This window comes from uncultured Clostridium sp. (assembly GCF_963527835.1).
Classification (GTDB): domain Bacteria; phylum Bacillota; class Clostridia; order Clostridiales; family Clostridiaceae; genus Clostridium.
This window is the reverse complement of sequence record NZ_CAURTC010000002.1, coordinates 52,211-69,586: the sequence shown is the minus strand read 5'-3', so window position 1 is coordinate 69,586 and position 17,376 is coordinate 52,211. Positions and strand designations below refer to the sequence as shown.

The 17,376-nt window shown below is 28.9% G+C and carries 15 protein-coding genes; all 15 read left to right on the top strand.

Going from position 1 to position 17,376, the window contains the following annotated elements; translation table 11 throughout:
- Window positions 1–9 precede the first annotated feature (9 nt).
- The 15 genes from rbfA (at window position 10) to rny (ending at window position 17,366) form a co-directional block, all read left to right on the top strand.
- Window positions 10–360, top strand: coding sequence for a 30S ribosome-binding factor RbfA (gene rbfA / locus RYM86_RS01600; RefSeq protein WP_315076938.1), 351 nt, complete (start codon window positions 10–12; stop codon window positions 358–360).
- Window positions 360–1,337 carry a bifunctional oligoribonuclease/PAP phosphatase NrnA gene (locus RYM86_RS01595; RefSeq protein ID WP_315076936.1) on the top strand — a complete coding sequence of 326 codons (978 nt, stop codon included), beginning with the start codon at window positions 360–362 and terminating at the stop codon, window positions 1,335–1,337. The genes rbfA and RYM86_RS01595 overlap by 1 nt, the downstream gene beginning before the upstream one ends.
- Entirely contained in the window at window positions 1,334–2,209 is an 876-nt protein-coding gene (gene truB, locus RYM86_RS01590; protein WP_315076934.1) for a tRNA pseudouridine(55) synthase TruB, read from the top strand. Before RYM86_RS01595 ends, truB begins: the two co-directional genes overlap by 4 nt.
- 16 nt (window positions 2,210–2,225) lie before the next feature.
- Window positions 2,226–3,152: a bifunctional riboflavin kinase/FAD synthetase gene (locus tag RYM86_RS01585; RefSeq protein WP_315076932.1), complete on the top strand. Its 927-nt coding sequence runs from the start codon at window positions 2,226–2,228 to the stop codon at window positions 3,150–3,152.
- 116 nt (window positions 3,153–3,268) lie between these two features.
- Window positions 3,269–3,532 (top strand): 30S ribosomal protein S15, encoded by a 264-nt coding sequence (gene rpsO, locus RYM86_RS01580; RefSeq protein WP_315076930.1) that lies wholly within the window; start codon window positions 3,269–3,271, stop codon window positions 3,530–3,532.
- An 81-nt stretch (window positions 3,533–3,613) separates the two neighbouring features.
- Window positions 3,614–5,728: a polyribonucleotide nucleotidyltransferase gene (locus tag RYM86_RS01575; protein WP_315076928.1), complete on the top strand. Its 2,115-nt coding sequence runs from the start codon at window positions 3,614–3,616 to the stop codon at window positions 5,726–5,728.
- 278 nt (window positions 5,729–6,006) lie between these two features.
- Window positions 6,007–7,314, top strand: a complete 1,308-nt coding sequence (locus tag RYM86_RS01570) for a pitrilysin family protein (RefSeq protein WP_315076927.1) — start codon at window positions 6,007–6,009, stop codon at window positions 7,312–7,314.
- 68 nt (window positions 7,315–7,382) lie between these two features.
- Entirely contained in the window at window positions 7,383–7,664 is a 282-nt protein-coding gene (locus tag RYM86_RS01565; RefSeq protein WP_315076924.1) for a YlmC/YmxH family sporulation protein, read from the top strand.
- A gap of 138 nt (window positions 7,665–7,802) precedes the next feature.
- Window positions 7,803–9,002: an aspartate kinase gene (gene dapG, locus RYM86_RS01560; protein WP_315076921.1), complete on the top strand. Its 1,200-nt coding sequence runs from the start codon at window positions 7,803–7,805 to the stop codon at window positions 9,000–9,002.
- A gap of 64 nt (window positions 9,003–9,066) precedes the next feature.
- Window positions 9,067–9,765, top strand: coding sequence for a ClpP family protease (locus tag RYM86_RS01555; protein WP_315076918.1), 699 nt, complete (start codon window positions 9,067–9,069; stop codon window positions 9,763–9,765).
- 119 nt (window positions 9,766–9,884) lie between these two features.
- A complete protein-coding gene (locus tag RYM86_RS01550; protein WP_315076916.1) occupies window positions 9,885–12,239 on the top strand; it encodes a DNA translocase FtsK 4TM domain-containing protein in 2,355 nt (784 codons plus the stop codon).
- A 101-nt stretch (window positions 12,240–12,340) separates the two neighbouring features.
- Window positions 12,341–13,681 (top strand): 30S ribosomal protein S12 methylthiotransferase RimO, encoded by a 1,341-nt coding sequence (gene rimO / locus RYM86_RS01545; protein ID WP_315076913.1) that lies wholly within the window; start codon window positions 12,341–12,343, stop codon window positions 13,679–13,681.
- Window positions 13,665–14,255 (top strand): CDP-diacylglycerol--glycerol-3-phosphate 3-phosphatidyltransferase, encoded by a 591-nt coding sequence (gene pgsA / locus RYM86_RS01540; RefSeq protein WP_315076911.1) that lies wholly within the window; start codon window positions 13,665–13,667, stop codon window positions 14,253–14,255. Before rimO ends, pgsA begins: the two co-directional genes overlap by 17 nt.
- Window positions 14,256–14,412: 157 nt before the next feature.
- On the top strand, window positions 14,413–15,483 hold the full coding sequence (recA, locus tag RYM86_RS01535) for a recombinase RecA (RefSeq protein WP_315076908.1): 1,071 nt from the start codon (window positions 14,413–14,415) through the stop codon (window positions 15,481–15,483).
- A gap of 338 nt (window positions 15,484–15,821) precedes the next feature.
- A complete protein-coding gene (gene rny, locus RYM86_RS01530) occupies window positions 15,822–17,366 on the top strand; it encodes a ribonuclease Y (RefSeq protein ID WP_315076905.1) in 1,545 nt (514 codons plus the stop codon).
- Window positions 17,367–17,376: the final 10 nt, after the last annotated feature.

Genomic DNA, 17,376 nt, shown 5'->3' with positions numbered 1-17,376 from the left:
GTGATGTAAATGCCAAACTATAGAGGCGGCAGAATTAACGAAGAATTTAAAAGAGAAATAAGTAACATTATTCAAAATGAAATTAAAGACCCTAGACTTACTGCTATGATTTCTGTTACAGATGTTAAAGTTACTAAAGACTTAAGATATGCTAAGGTATATGTAAGTATATTCTCAACAAAAGAGGAAGAAAAGAAGGATAACTTTATGGCTTTAAAGAGTGCTAGTGGATTTATAAGAAAAATCTTAGGTCAAAGAATAAATGTAAGACACAACCCAGAAATATTATTTGAATTAGATGACTCAATAAATTATGCAATGCATATTGATGAGTTAATTCAAAAGGTAAAAGATAAATAATGTCTTTACAAAGTATAAAGGAAGAGATATTAAAAGCTAAAAAGATTGGATTATCTTTTCATACATCTCCTGATGGAGATGCTATAGGAAGTACTTTATCATTGCTTAAAGCACTTAGAACTATAGGAAAAGATGCTTATATTATTTCAAGAGATGTTATCCAAGATAACCTCTCTTTCCTTTCTTTATCTGAAGAAGTTGATGGAAATACACTAGAACCAGACCAATATACTGATTTAGTTATAGTAATGGATTGTGGTAATGTAGAGAGAATTTCTGCAAATTTAGATAATTATAATGGAAAAATTATAAATATTGATCATCATTTATCAAATGAACAATATGGTTATATAAATTATGTAGATCCTAAAGCAGCAGCCACAGCGGAAATATCATATTTACTTATAAAAGAATTAGGTATTGATCTTAGTAAAAAAGACGAGAATAATTTAGAGATGGCAAAAGCAATTTATACATCTTTAGTTACAGATACAGGTTCTTTTAGACATTCTAATGTTACAAAGAGAACACACACAATAGCTTCAGAACTTATAGAGTTAGGATTAGACAATAGTAAAGTACACAGCAGTCTTTTTGATAATAGGGAATTTAATAAAATAAAATTAATGGGTTATGTGTTATCAAATTTAGAATTAGCATTAAATAATAAAGTAGCAGTAATGGAAATACCGTATCATATACTAGAAAAATTTAATTTATTAACAACAGATACTTCAGATATAATTTCTTTTGGTCTTGGAATAAAGGGCATAGAAGTTGCTATATTATTAAAAGAATCAGAAAAAGGAATTAAAACTAGTTTAAGATCAAAAAACAATGTTGATGTAAGAAAAGTAGCAGAAGTATACGGTGGTGGTGGACACATTAAAGCAGCAGGTGCCCTTCAAAAAGGTGTAAATTTAGAAGAAGCTAAAAACAATTTACTAAAAACAATAAAAGAAGAGATGAAGCTATGAATGGTGTATTAAACGTATTTAAAAACAAGGGAATGTCTTCTTTTGATGTAGTTAGAAAAATAAAATTTACAGCAAAAGAAAAAAAAGTTGGACATACAGGAACTCTTGATCCAGAAGCTGAAGGTGTTTTACCAGTTTGTTTAGGAAAAGCAACTAAAATTATAGATTATATAATGAATTCTAGAAAAGTATATAAGGTAAAATTGTTGCTTGGTAAGAATACAACTACCTATGATTTAGAAGGTGAAGTTGTAAAAGAAAGAGATACCTCTCATATAAAAGAAAATGATGTAAAGGAAACCATCCTTTCTTTTTTAGGAGGATATGATCAAGTTCCACCAATGTACTGTGCATTGAAGCAAAATGGAGTGAGACTTTATCAACTTGCAAGACAAGGGATTGAAGTTGAAAGAGAAGCTAGACGTATTACTATTTATGATATTTGTGAGATTGAATATGATTTGCCTTATGTGTCTTTTAAAGTTACATGTTCAAAAGGTACATATATAAGAAGTTTGTGTTATGACATTGGTGAAAAACTAAATGTAGGAGCAACAATGGTTGATTTAATAAGAACAGAAACTTCTGTATTTAAAGAAGAAAATAGTGTTAATATTGAAGACTTAACACCAGAAAATATTAAAGACTATATAATAAGTATAGAAGATGCACTTTCATCTTATCCTAAATTAACAGTAAATACTTCATTTACAAAATTATTAGTAAATGGAGTAAAGGTATATGATAGAAGATTAAGCGATGAAGTTATAGAAAATGATATTTTGTATAGAGTATACGATAAAGAAAATACTTTTATAGGACTTGGTAGTAAAGACAGCAAAGGATTTAAGATACAAAAGTTATTATTTTAAAGTGGGAGTAATAAAAATGATTATTATAGAAAACAACTTTGAAGATGTACAAACTTATGATAATTATGTTGCTCTTGGAAGTTTTGATGGATTACATATAGGGCATTTATCATTAATAGATGAAGTTACTAGGATAGCAAGAAAAAATAATGGTAAAAGTATGGTCTTTACATTCAAAAATCATCCAAGAAAATTTATAAATCCAAATAATACTCTTAAACTTTTGATGGAAAATGATGACAAGATAAAAATGTTAGAAGATAAGGGTATTGATATAGCATATTTTGCAAATTTTAATGAAGAATTTATGAAAATAACACCAGAAGAATTTATAAAATTTTTATGTGTTAATTTAAATATAAAAGGAATAGTAGTAGGCTTTAATTATAAATTTGGATATAAAAATTTAGGTGATACTAAACTTTTAAAAGAACTTGAGAAAAAATATGGATATGAAGTACATGTTATGGATTCATGCACATATAAAGATGAAGTTATAAGTAGTACTAGAATTAGAAAAAAATTAGAAGCAGGTAATGTTTCAGAAGCTAGTATCATGCTAAATAGACCGTATTTTATAAAAGGTGAAATTGTACATGGTCGAGAGATTGGAAGAAAAATGGGGTTTCCGACAGCTAATTTAAAATATAATAAAGACATTATTTTACCAGAAATAGGTGTATATTATACTAATGTTAGAGTCAATAATAAAATATATAGAGGAATCACTAACGTAGGAAATAATCCAACAGTTAATGGCAAAGAGATTACTTTAGAAACTAATATTTTAGGTTTTGATAATGACATTTATGGAAAGACCATAGAAGTTCACTTTATAAAAAAAGTCAGAGATCAAAAGAAATTTGATTCTGTAGATGATTTAGTAAATGAACTTAAAAATAATAAATTATTTGCAGAGAAAGAAGAAATAGTTGTTAAATAATATTTATTTACAATAATCATTAGTTTTGATATAATACACATTGAACCTACTTCTAAGTTTGAAGGTGCCATCTTTTTACTTGGAAATAAGGGGATAAAATACACGGAGGTGCACTTATGGATAAGGCAAGAAAATTAGAAATTATAAACCAATACGGAAGAAGTGAAGGAGACACTGGTTCACCAGAAGTTCAAATCGCTTTATTAACAGAAAGAATTAACTCATTAACAGGACATTTAAAAGTTCACAAAAAAGATCATCATTCAAGAAGAGGTCTTTTGATGATGGTTGGACATAGAAGAGGTCTTCTAAACTATTTAGCTGATCAAGATATCGAAAGATACAGAACAATAGTAAAACAATTAGGTTTAAGAAGATAATTTTTAGAGCGGATCTTCCGCTCTATTATTTTAAAGAAATTATAAAAAATATAAAGAGAGTTTGAAAGGAGGGTTTCAAAGATGAATAACGTTTTATCAACTAACATTGCTGGAAAAGAAATGAAAGTTGAATTCGGGAAAATAGGTATGCTATCAAATGCAGCTACATTCATGAGCTACGGAGATACTGTTATTTTAACTAATGTTAATGCATCAAGTGAGCCAAGAGTAGGAATTGATTTTTTCCCGCTAAGTGTTGAATATGAAGAAAGATTATATGCGGTAGGTAAAATACCAGGTGGTTTTATAAAGAGAGAAGGAAGACCATCAGAAAAAGCTATATTAAATGGTAGAGCTGTAGATAGAACTCTAAGACCTTTATTCCCAAAAGGATATAGAAATGATGTTCAAGTAGTTTGTACTGTTGTTTCTGTAGAAAAGGATAATTTACCAGAAATATTAGCTATTAATGCAGCATCAATGGCATTATGCTTATCAAGCATACCTTTTACAATGCCAGTTGCAGCAGTTCAAGTTGGACTTATAGATAATAATTTTATAGTTAACCCAAATGCAACTGAACGTGAAGAAAGTACTCTTCATTTAACAGTTTGTGCAACTAAAGAAAGAGTAATGATGATAGAAGCAGGCGGAAATGAAATTCCTGAAGATACTATGATTGCTGCTATTAAATTTGGATTTGATGAATGTCAAAATATAATCAATTTCCAAGAAGAAGCAGTTAAGAAGTTTGGTAAGGAAAAAGATGTTCCAACATTATTTACTGTTGATGAAGAAGTAGAAAAAGATATAAAAGAATTTGCTTCAGATATGATAAAAGAAGCCATGTATATAACTGATAAAGATGAAAGAAATGCAGCTATAGATGCTGTTAATCAAAAAGTTAAAGAAGAATTTGGCGAAAAATATGAAGATAAATTCGGAGATATCAAAGAAGTACTTTATAACATGCAAAAGAAAGTCGTAAGACATATGTTATTAAAAGACAAGAGAAGACCTGATGGAAGAGCTTTTGATCAAGTAAGACCTTTAGGTTGTGAAATTGGATTACTTCCAAGAACTCATGGAACAGGATTATTTACAAGAGGATTAACTCAAGTAATGACAGTAGCAACATTAGGAGCTGTAGGAGATATACAAATCTTAGATGGAATAGATGAGGCTCAATCAAAGAGATATATGCATCACTATAACTTCCCAGGATATAGTGTAGGAGAAGTAAAACCTTTAAGAGGACCAGGTAGAAGAGAAATAGGTCATGGAGCTTTAGCAGAAAGAGCACTTGAACCATTAATCCCATCTGAAGAAGAATTCCCTTATACAATTAGATTAGTATCAGAAGTATTAAGTTCAAACGGATCTACTTCACAAGCATCAGTTTGTGGTTCAACATTAGCATTATTAGATGCAGGTGTTCCACTAAAAAGACCAGCGGCAGGTATTGCTATGGGATTAATTACTTCAGAAGACTTATCAGAAGAACAAGTATTAACTGATATTCAAGGAATAGAAGATTTCTTTGGAGATATGGACTTTAAGGTAGCAGGTACTACTGAAGGAATTACATCAATTCAAGTTGATACTAAGCTTAAAGGATTTAGTTTTAACGTAGTAGAAAATGCAATTCGTGATGCAAGAAAAGCTAGAATGACTATACTAGATAAAATTAATGAATGTATATCATCACCAAGAGAAGATGTTTCTTTATATGCACCAAAGACTGAAACAATTCAAATAGATCCAGATAAAATAAGATCTGTAATAGGTGCAGGTGGTAAAGTTATCAATAAGATAATTCAAGATACAGGCGTTAAGATTGATATAAAAGAAGATGGATCTGTATTTGTAAGTTCAAGCGATCATGAAGGTGTAAAAGAAGCAATAAAGATAATCGAAGGATTAACTAAAGATGTTAAAGCTGGAGAAATTTATTTAGGTAAAGTAACTAAAATAACTACATTTGGAGCTTTCGTTGAAATTCTTCCAAATAAAGAAGGATTAGTTCATATATCTAAATTAGATAAAGAAAGAGTTAATAAAGTAGAAGATGTTGTTTCTGTAGGAGATGAAATTTTAGTAAAAGTTACTGAAATTGATTCACAAGGCAGAATAAATCTTTCAAGAAAAGATGTTCTTTTAGACCAAGAAAACAAAGAAAACAAAGAAGAAAAATAAAGGGCAATTAAATTGCCTTTTTGTTCTTTTATTAAATTTTTTCATAGTTTTTATATAAATATATATATAAATTAATGACTATAAAATCGCTTTGGCGATTTTTTTATTACAATCATTTAAAAATTCCCCTTAACATAGAGCATGAATTGAATTGTTAGTATATAAATATAATAAGAAAAAATATAATAAAAAAATTTCATATTAAAATTTATTATGGGAAAAATATTTTTATAACTACACGATTTAAGCAATTCATAGATGGAAGGAGAGCAATAATTATGTATAATACGTATACTTTAGATAATGGACTTAGAGTTATAACAGAAAAGATAGATGCCTTAAATTCAGTAAGTGTTGGAATAATGATACAAAATGGTTCTAGAAATGAGACTGAGGAAGTAAATGGAATATCTCATTTTATTGAACACATGTTTTTTAAAGGAACTAAAAAAAGAAGTGCAAAACAAATAGTAGAGGAAATAGAAAATGTAGGTGGACAAATAAACGCATTTACTAGTAAAGAAGCAACCTGTTATTATATAAAAGCCTTAAATACCCATTTAGATTTAAGTTTAGATGTACTTTCAGATATGATATTAAATTCGAATTTTGATGAAGAAGAGATAGAAAAGGAAAAAGGTGTAGTAATAGAGGAAATCAATATGAGCCAGGATTCGCCAGAAGATGTATTAGATGATGAGCATTCAAAAGCTGTTTTTAGAGAGAATTCATTATCATATCCTATACTTGGAACTATACCTAAAATAAAATCTTTTACTAGAGAAAAAATTTTAAATTTCATATGTGAAAAATATACTCCTTATAATTCAGTAATATCAGTTTGTGGAAAATTTGATGAAAAAGAATTAAAAAAATTAATAGAAAATTGTTTTGGTAGTTGGAAAAGCAAAAAAAAATACATACCTGAATATAATAAACCAATAATACATTGTGAATCAGGCTATGTTAATAAAGAAATAGAGCAGCTACATATTTCTTTAGGGCTAAAGGGGTTACCATATAGAGATAAAAACAGCTATCCATTAGTGCTTTTAAACAATGTTTTGGGTGGTGGAGCTTCTTCTATACTTTTTCAAAAAGTAAGAGAGGAATTAGGTTTATGTTATACAATTTGTTCTTATTTGCAACCGTTTCAAGGAACAGGAACTATAAATATATATACAGGGCTTAGTAAAAATTATGCACATAAAGCACTTGAAGTTATAAATAGAGAAGTAATAGAATTCTCAAATAAGGGAATAACAAAGAATCAATTAGAAATTAGTAAAGAGAAAATAAAAGCTACTTATATTTTAGGACTAGAAAGTACGAGTTCAAGAATGTTTGCAAATGCTAAAAGTTATCTTTTTACTAATGAGGTATTTACAGAAGAAGATGTTATAAGGAAGATAGATGCTATAAATCAAAATGACATACAAAGTGTTTTAGATGAGTGTTTTAAACCAGGAATATTAAATGCTGGTTATGTAGGTCAAGAGGTAAATCACAATGAACTAAGTAGAATAATATTGGCAGATACAAAAGCATATAATAATTCTTTAAATAAAGATAAAGTTAACATATAAATTTATTTTGTAATAAATATACTTCTTTAATCATATTATGTTATGAGCAAACAAGGAGGATATATATTATGGATGAATTAAATAATGTAAAATATTTAAGTGATATAGAAAAATATGAGTTAATAAATATTAATGATGGCGAAAAATATGATTATTTGGTGAATAATGATTTAATAATAGATGATGATGGAAATTTTAAATTTTTAATTATTAACACAAGTACTAGTAAATTTAGCATGTTTGGTAGCAAAGAGTTTTTAGAGATTCCTTGGGAATGTGTAAAAAAAATAGGATCTAAAACCATAATACTTGATGCGGATGATGAAATAGTAAAAAAAGTTAAACTTTAATAAAGTTAAACTTTAAAATGGTATGCAAATATTATATTATTAAGAATGTAATATTTGTAATCATGAAGGGAGGATATTTATTAAAATAAATTAAGTATAAAGAGTTATATTTAACTATTTTGATAAATAATTAAACACGTGAAGATAGTTGTTCAAAAATTTGGGGGGACTTCGGTTTCAACACCAGAAAAAAGACAAAGAGTAATTGAAAAAGTGAAACAAGCAAAAAAAGAAGGATATAATCCAGTTGTAGTTGTTTCTGCAATGGGAAGAAAAGGTGAACCATACGCAACTGATACATTATTATCTTTAGTAAATGAAAATTTTAAAGTATCAAATAAACTAGCTCAAGATCTACTTATGTGCTGTGGTGAGTTTATTAGTTCAGTTGTAATGAGTAATGATTTATATGCTGAAGGAATAGATGCAGTTCCATTAACAGGTGGGCAAGCTGGAATTATAACTAATAACAATTTTACAGATGCTAAATGTATAGATACTAATTCTAAAAAGATATTAAATTTAATATCTCAAGGAAGAGTACCGGTAGTTACAGGATTTCAGGGAATATGTGAGGATGGTTACTTTACAACTTTAGGAAGAGGTGGAAGTGATACAACGGCATCTATACTTGGAGCTGCTCTTCAAGCGGAAAGTATAGAAATTTATACTGATGTAGATGGTATTATGACGGCTGATCCAAGACTTGTAGAAGATGCTAGCTTAATAGATGTAATAAGCTATAATGAAGTTTTTCAACTAGCTGATCAAGGCGCTAGTGTTATTCATCCAAGGGCAATAGAACTAGCAATGAAAGCTAATATTCCACTAGTTATTAAAAACACTATGAGCAATTGTAAAGGGACGTTAATAAATAATTTCGGTGATAAAGAGAATGAAAGAATTATAACAGGAATAACACATCAAAAAGATAGAATTCAAGTTCTAATTAAACTTTCTGAAAATGAGGGGAATATAAAATATCAAGATGTGTTGGATTTATTAGCTGCTAACAAAATAAGTTTAGATTTAATAAATATATTTCCTGATAGACAAGTATTTACAATAAATTCTAAAGTTAAAGGAACTGTAGAAAATATATTGACTAATTTTAATTTAAAATATCATTTGATAGAAGAATGTAGTACTATAGCAGTTATAGGATCTAGAATGAATGGAAGACCAGGTGTTATGGCTAAAATAATTAAATCTTTAATTACAGCTAATGTAGAAGTGTTACAGACAGCTGACTCTAATATGACAATTTGGTGTTTAATTCACTCAGAAAACACTAAAAAAGCTATAAATGTACTTCATAAAACTTTTAATTTATCATAGTAAAAATAAGTAGGTATATAATCATTCCTTCGGTACAAAATAATTGTATGGGAGGAATGTTTTTATGAACAATATATTTAACGGTGAAAATAATAATGAAAAAAATCATAATAGTGAAGCTGAAAATAAAATGGAATCTATAAAGGAGTTTGGAAATACAGCTCCTGTAACACCAAACAAAAGTATACAAGTCTTGTCTATAATAGGGCAAATAGAAGGTCATATGGTATTGCCACCTCAAACTAAAGCTACGAGATATGAGCATATTATACCTCAATTGATAGATTTAGAACAAAACGATAATGTTAAAGGCATTTTAATTGTCTTAAATACTGTTGGTGGAGATGTAGAGGCAGGGCTTGCTATTGCAGAAATGATAAGAAGTATGTCTAAGCCAACTGTATCAATAGTAACAGGTGGAGGTCATTCGATAGGAGTACCTCTTGCAACAGCTGCAGATTATTCTTTCATTACTCCATCTGCAACAATGATAGTTCATCCTGTGAGAATGAATGGATTTATAATAGGAGTAGCACAAACTTTTGAGTATTTTAAAAAAATGCAAGAAAGAATAAATGAATTTATTATAAGGACATCACATATCAAAGAAGAAGAGCTAGAGAAATTCATGCTACAAACAAATGAGTTATTAAATGATGTGGGAACTATATTAATTGGTAAGCAAGCCGTTGATTGTGGACTTATAGATGAAGTTGGTGGAATAAAAGAAGCTTTATTAAAATTAAAGGAATTAACTGAATAATAATTAATTATTTAAACAGCTATAGAAAAAAATCTATGGCTGTTTTTTATTTTTAGTGGTATCTTATTAAAGGAGAAGTTTTATCTATGTAGAAATAATTAACAATGAGGTGATTAAATGTGAGCAGAAGTGGAACGAAAAGAAGTAATAAAAAAACTAAAAAAGAAAGTAATATAAATAATGATATATTAGGAATAATATATATGGCAATAGGCGTAATACTTGCCATAGCTATATACACTTCTTTAGCAGGATTACTATCCTCTTTAGCACAAAATTTTTCTTATTTATTAATAGGTGTAGGTTCTTATGTAATACCTATATATCTAATATATTTTGGTTTTCAATATATCAAAACTAGAGGTAATGTAAAGTTTGGGAAAAGATTTTTAGGAATTTTAATGTTAGTATTAATATTAATATTAACTTGCTCAATTATAAATATTCAAATGATGAATGATACAAATAGTTTTGGAGACAACATTAGGTTTATTATTGATAATAAGGGAAGTTTACATGGTGGATTAATAGCTTATTTTATATGTTACCCTTTATATAGGTTTATAGGGGCAATAGGGACTTATATATTATTTTTTACTTTATCTATTATTTCACTTATATTAATATTTGATATCAATTTATATGATTTAGTGATTGTAGCTAAAGACAAAGGGAAAAAAATGAAAAGCGAGAGAAATGTAATATCTAAATCTAAGAAAGAAGTTAAAGTTTTAGATAATACATTTGTAAACGTCGTTGAGAAAGATGAAGAGGCTCCAATAATCAGTAAAGAAAAAGATGCATTTTTATCAAGTGTAGATAAAAAAATAAAGATTTTAGATTTTATGAAAAACGACAATATTAAAGATGATGTAGAAGGTGAATTTTCTTCTGATATAGAAAATCAAATTGCTGAAAATACTGTAGAAGAGAAGAAAGCTACTCATAAAAAAATAAAATTGAATAGTGAAGAAAAACAAAATATGAGCAGTGAAATAGAAGAAAATCTTTATCAAGAACAAGATAAAGATGAGATGCCATATTCTTATCCGGGGTTAGAACTTTTAAAAATCAATAAAAAACTTAAGGGTTCTGATAAAAAAGAATTAATAGAAAATGCTAGTAAGCTTGAAGAAATATTATCAAATTTTGGAGTAGATGCAAAAGTTACTCAAGTAACAAAGGGTCCGTCAGTTACAAGATTTGAATTACAACCAAGCCCTGGTGTTAAAGTTAGTAAAATAGTTAATTTATCAGATGATATAGCTCTTGGATTAGCAGCGTCAGGAATTAGAATAGAAGCACCTATTCCAGGAAAGGCAGCTATAGGGATAGAAGTTCCTAATTCACATCAAGTAGCAGTATTTTTAAGAGAAGTTTTAGAATCAAAAGAATTTATTAATTCAAGTAAAAGATTAGCTTTTGCTCTTGGAAAAGATATTTCAGGGAAATGTGTTGTAGGAGACTTAAGTAAGATGCCACATACATTAATTGCAGGGGCAACGGGTTCAGGAAAAAGTGTATGTATAAATTCTTTAATAATAAGTCTATTATATAAATATAGTCCAAATGAAGTGAAACTTCTTATGGTTGATCCTAAGGTTGTTGAACTTAATGTTTATAATGGAATACCACATCTTTTAATTCCAGTAGTTACTGATCCTAAAAAGGCAGCAGCAGCGCTTAACTGGGCAGTAAATGAAATGACAAAAAGATATAAGCTTTTTGCTGAGATGGGTGTTAGAAATATGGAATCATATAATGAATTATTTAATAAAGGAGTAATAGAAGAAAAACTCCCTTATATAGTTATTATAGTAGATGAATTAGCAGATTTAATGATGGTTTGTCCAAATGATGTAGAAGATTATATAGGTAGGTTAGCACAAATGGCTAGAGCAGCAGGTATGCATTTAGTAATAGCAACTCAAAGACCATCAGTAGATGTAATAACAGGTGTAATTAAAGCCAATATACCATCTAGAATATCATTTGCAGTTTCGTCTCAAATAGATTCTAGAACAATACTTGATAGCTCTGGTGCAGAAAAACTTCTTGGTAAAGGAGATATGTTATATTATCCAGTTGGTGAAAGTAAACCACTTAGAGTACAAGGTTGCTTTATATCAGAAGAAGAGGTAGAACAAGTTATATCCTTTATAAAATCAAGTCAAGGCACTAGCAATTATGAAGAAGAAATAATAGAGCATATAAACAATGAAGCTCAATCATCAATATCAGAAAATGGTGATGATGTTGATGAACTACTTAATGATGCCATAAATGCGGTAATAGAATACGAGCAAGCATCAACTTCTTTTCTTCAAAGGAAACTTAGGATAGGGTTTAATAGGGCTTCTAGAATAATGGATCAGTTAGAAGAAAGAGGTATAATATCTGAAAAAGATGGAAGTAGACCAAGAAAGATATTAATTACTAAAGAAGAATTATATGATGAAAAAGATGAGAATTAAAAAAGAAAACTTAAATAATTAATTATAGTTGATAATATAGCTATAAATATTATAATTAATTTGGTATAATTAAAAACATTAAAATACAGGAGGACAAAAACTTGACTAAGTACAAAGTTGGAATGGTGAGTTTAGGATGCGATAAAAATAGAGTGGATTCTGAAATCATCCTTGGAAAAATGAGTAATGAATATGAAATAACTAATAATGCAAAAGAAGCAGATGTTATAATTGTAAATACATGTGGGTTTATAGGGTCGGCTAAACAAGAATCAATAGATACTATTTTAGAAATGGCTGAATATAAAAATAATTATAATTGTAAGCTTCTTATAGCAACAGGATGTTTAATACAAAGATATGGTGATGAATTAAAAAATCTTATACCTGAAATAGACATAATGTTAGGAGTTAATGATTATAATAAAATAGATAAAGTTATCACAGAATTTATTGAAGGAAATAAAGAGGCGTCTAAATTATTAAATTATTCTGATGAAAACATAAATGAAGGAGACAGAATTCTTACAACACAAAAAGAAAGTGCATATATAAGAATTGCAGAAGGTTGTAATAATTTTTGCACATATTGTATAATTCCTAAAATAAGGGGAAAATTTAGAAGTAGAAGAATGGAAAATATAATAAGTGAAGCTACAGACTTAGCAAGCCAAGGTGTTAAAGAATTAATATTAATAGCTCAAGATACAACACAATATGGTAGTGACATTTATGGTAAGAAGAATCTACACATATTATTAAAAGAGTTATCTAAAATAGAAGGAATAAAGTGGATTAGAGTTTTATATTGTTATCCGGAAGCAATATATGATGAATTAATAGAAGAAATCGCAACAAATGATAAAGTAGTAAAATATTTAGATATACCTATACAACACATAAGTGATCATGTGTTAAAACTTATGGGAAGAAAAACCAGTAAGAAAGATATAACTGATAAAATAGAAAAACTTAGAAAGAGTATACCAAACATTATAATTAGAACAACTTTCATAGTAGGATTTCCACAAGAAACACAAGAAGATTTTGAAGAAATTTTAGAATTTTTACAAGAATATAAATTAGATAAAGTAGGAGTTTTTAAATATTCGAGAGAAGAAGATACGCCAGCTTCTAAAATGGATGGTCAAATAGATGAAGCCATAAAGGAAAAAAGAGAAGAAAAGTTAATGTTATCTCAAGAAAAACTTTCTAATAATATAAATAAATTGAAAGTTGACAAAAAATATGATATTCTAATTGAAGAATATGATGGTGAATTCTACAAAGGTAGAAATTTTGAGATGGCACCTGATATAGATGGAAATGTGTTTTTTGAATCTCCTAAGACATTGGAGATAGGTGAATTTGTTAAAGTAAAAATAATCAAAAATATGGATTACGATTTAATAGGAGTTGTTGAAGATGAATCTTGCAAATAAGTTGACTTTAATTAGAATATTTTTGGTACCTATTTTTCTGATATTTATAGTTGTTAAAGGAATACCATATGGTAATTTTATAGCTACGATAATATTTATCTTAGCTGCCTTAACAGATAAGCTTGATGGATATATTGCAAGAAGTAGAAATCAAGTCACTAATTTTGGAAAGTTTATGGATCCTTTGGCTGATAAACTATTGGTGACAACTGCACTAATTACATTAGTTGAAATGCAAATAGTTCCAAGCTGGGCTGCTGTTATAATAATAGCACGTGAATTTGCAGTATCAGGGTTAAGAACATTAGCTGCTTCTGAGGGAAGAGTTATAGCAGCAAGTTGGTGGGGAAAGATAAAAACAGTAATACAAATAATAGCTATAGTATTACTACTATTACAAATTAGTATAGGTGATTCGAAGTATTTAACTAATTTAGTTATTAATAGTGGATTTTGGAAGGGGTTCTTTAGTGCAGTTCCAAATATAATGCTAATAGCGGCTGTTATAATAACTATAATTTCAGGATATGAATATTTTAAGAAAAACAAAGATTCAATATCTACTAACAAATAGATACGTTTAAAATTATATAATATGGATATAATTATAATAAATTCCTTCTTTAAGATGTATTTTAAAGGGGGAATTTTTATCAATACTGTTGACTAATAATAATAGTTAAATTATAATTATATATAGAACATAAGTTCGATGAGAGGAAGGTAACATTATGGCTAATATAGATGTAAATAAATTAAAAGCAATTGAAAATGCTATGGGACAAATAGAAAAGCAATTCGGTAAAGGTTCAGTTATGAAGTTAGGCGAAGATAGTGTATTAAATATTGATGCAATTTCAACTGGATGTTTAGATTTAGATATAGCACTTGGAATCGGCGGTGTTCCAAAGGGAAGAATTATTGAAATTTATGGACCAGAAAGTTCAGGTAAAACAACAATAGCTCTTCACATAGCAGCAGAAGCACAAAAAAAAGGTGGAGCAGTAGGATTTATAGATGCAGAACATGCACTAGATCCATCTTATGCAAGAAACTTAGGAGTAGATACAGAAAATCTTATAGTTTCTCAACCGGATACAGGAGAACAAGGTCTTGAAATAGCAGAGGCATTAGTTCGTTCAGGAGCAATTGATGTAATTATAGTTGACTCAGTTGCAGCATTAGTTCCTAAAGCGGAAATTGAAGGGGAGATGGGAGATTCTCATATAGGACTTCAAGCAAGATTAATGTCGCAAGCTTTAAGAAAATTAGCAGGTACAATTAGTAAAACAAACTGTATAGCAATTTTCATTAATCAATTAAGAGAAAAAGTTGGAGTAATGTTTGGTTCACCTGAAACAACAACAGGAGGAAGAGCATTAAAGTTCTATGCTTCAGTAAGACTTGATGTAAGAAGAATAGACTCTATAAAACAGGGTGATGGTATTGTTGGTAATAGAACAAGAATAAAAGTAACAAAGAATAAAGTGGCACCACCTTTTAAACAAGCAGAATTTGACATAATGTATAACGAAGGTATTTCAAGAGAAGGTAACATAGTAGATGTTGGTGTTAAGGAAGAAATAGTACAAAAAAGTGGAGCATGGTTCTCATATGGAGATATAAGATTAGGTCAAGGTAGAGAAAATGCTAAACAATACTTAAAAGAAAATCCGGAAGTTGCATTAGATATAGAAAATCAAATAAGAGAAAAACACAATCTTCCGTTAATGAATGAAGTGATAAAAGAAACATCATCAGAAGTGAAAAGTAAAGAAAATAAGGAACAATCAGATAAATAAATAGATAATTATGAAAAGCAAAAGGAGGATTTCTTTTGCTTTTTTTGATAATAAAAAGGATGATATATATAAATATTGTTATATGAAAATATTTTTATGATTATATATGGTGTTATTACTAAAATTTTATAGCAAATGCAAATAAAAAAAGCTCTTGTAACTCAGTAAATATCAGCATGATAACAATATCATAGCAAGCTTGACATAATTTTATTTTTAATATAGAATAAAAAGGAATACTGGTTTATCATATTCCCAATACAGTGAGAATAATATGACACCTACTACGATTTCTTGTTTACAAAAATAGATAGCTTAACAAGCTAGGAGGTGTTGATATGAAATTTTGGATTTCAATAATAATAGTAAATTTAATTATATTATTAGTATTAGGAATACTACTTTATAAAATGATACAAAAAGGATCAAAGGACAAGATTGAATCTCTTGAAAAGGAAGCACAAGATGTTTTGGAAAGAGCTAAAAGAGAAGCAGAAGCTCTTCAAAAAGAAACAATACTTGAAGCTAAGGAAGAGGTTCATAAGTTAAGAAATGATTTTGAAAAAGAATCTCGTGAAAGAAGAAATGAGATTCAACGACTTGAAAGAAGAGTTATTCAAAAGGAAGAATCACTTGATAAAAAGAGTGATGCGCTAGAGAGAAGAGAAGAAAAAATTAATCAAAGAATGCTTGATATAGATCAAGTAGAAGCCAATGTAAAAGAAATATACACTCAAAGAAGAGAAGAATTGGAAAGAATTTCATCTCTTTCTAGTGAAGAAGCTCGTAAAATTCTTTTAGACGAAGTTAAAAGAGAAATTTCACATGATGCTGCATTGATGATAAAAGAAATCGAAAGCAAAGCAAAAGAAGAAGCAGACAAAAGATCAAGAGAAATAATCACGACTGCTATTCAAAGATGTGCTGCAGATCATGTGTCTGAAACTACTGTGCATGTTGTTGCGCTACCAAATGATGAAATGAAGGGTAGAATAATAGGTAGAGAAGGAAGAAACATTAGAACTCTAGAAACATTAACAGGAGTAGATTTAATAATAGATGACACTCCAGAAGCAGTTATTCTTTCAAGCTTTGATCCAATAAGGAGAGAAGTTGCAAGAATAGCACTTGAAAAGTTGATAGTGGATGGTAGAATACATCCAGCAAGAATCGAAGAGATGGTCGAAAGAGCAGTTAAAGATGTAGAGAATGATATAAAAGAAGAAGGGGAACAAGCGACCCTAGAAACTGGCATAAATGGATTACATCCAGAAATTATAAGACTACTTGGTAGATTGAAGTATAGAACTAGTTATGGTCAAAATGTATTAAAACATTCCATAGAAGTTTCATATTTAGCTGGTTTAATGGCTTCAGAATTAGGTTTAGATGTTACTCTAGCTAAAAGAGCAGGATTACTACATGATATCGGTAAAGCTGTAGATCAGGAGCAAGAAGGTCCTCATGCACTAATTGGAGGAGATCTTGCTAAGAAATATCATGAGCAACCATTAGTGATAAATGCTGTAGCAGCCCATCATGGAGATGTGGAAATGCAATCTTTAGAAGCAGTATTGGTTCAAGCAGCAGATGCTATATCAGCAGCTAGACCGGGAGCAAGAAGAGAAACATTAGAAGCATATATTAAGAGATTGGAAAAACTAGAAGAAATCGCAAATTCTTATGAGGGTGTAGAAAAGTCATATGCCATTCAAGCTGGAAGAGAAATAAGAATTATTGTTAAACCAGATAAAGTTGACGATGCTGGTACTGCTGAATTAGCTAGAAATTTAGTGAAGAGCGTAGAAGAACAACTTGAATATCCAGGACAAATTAAGATTAATGTAATAAGAGAAACTAGAACGGTAGATTTTGCTAAATAAAATTAAAAGA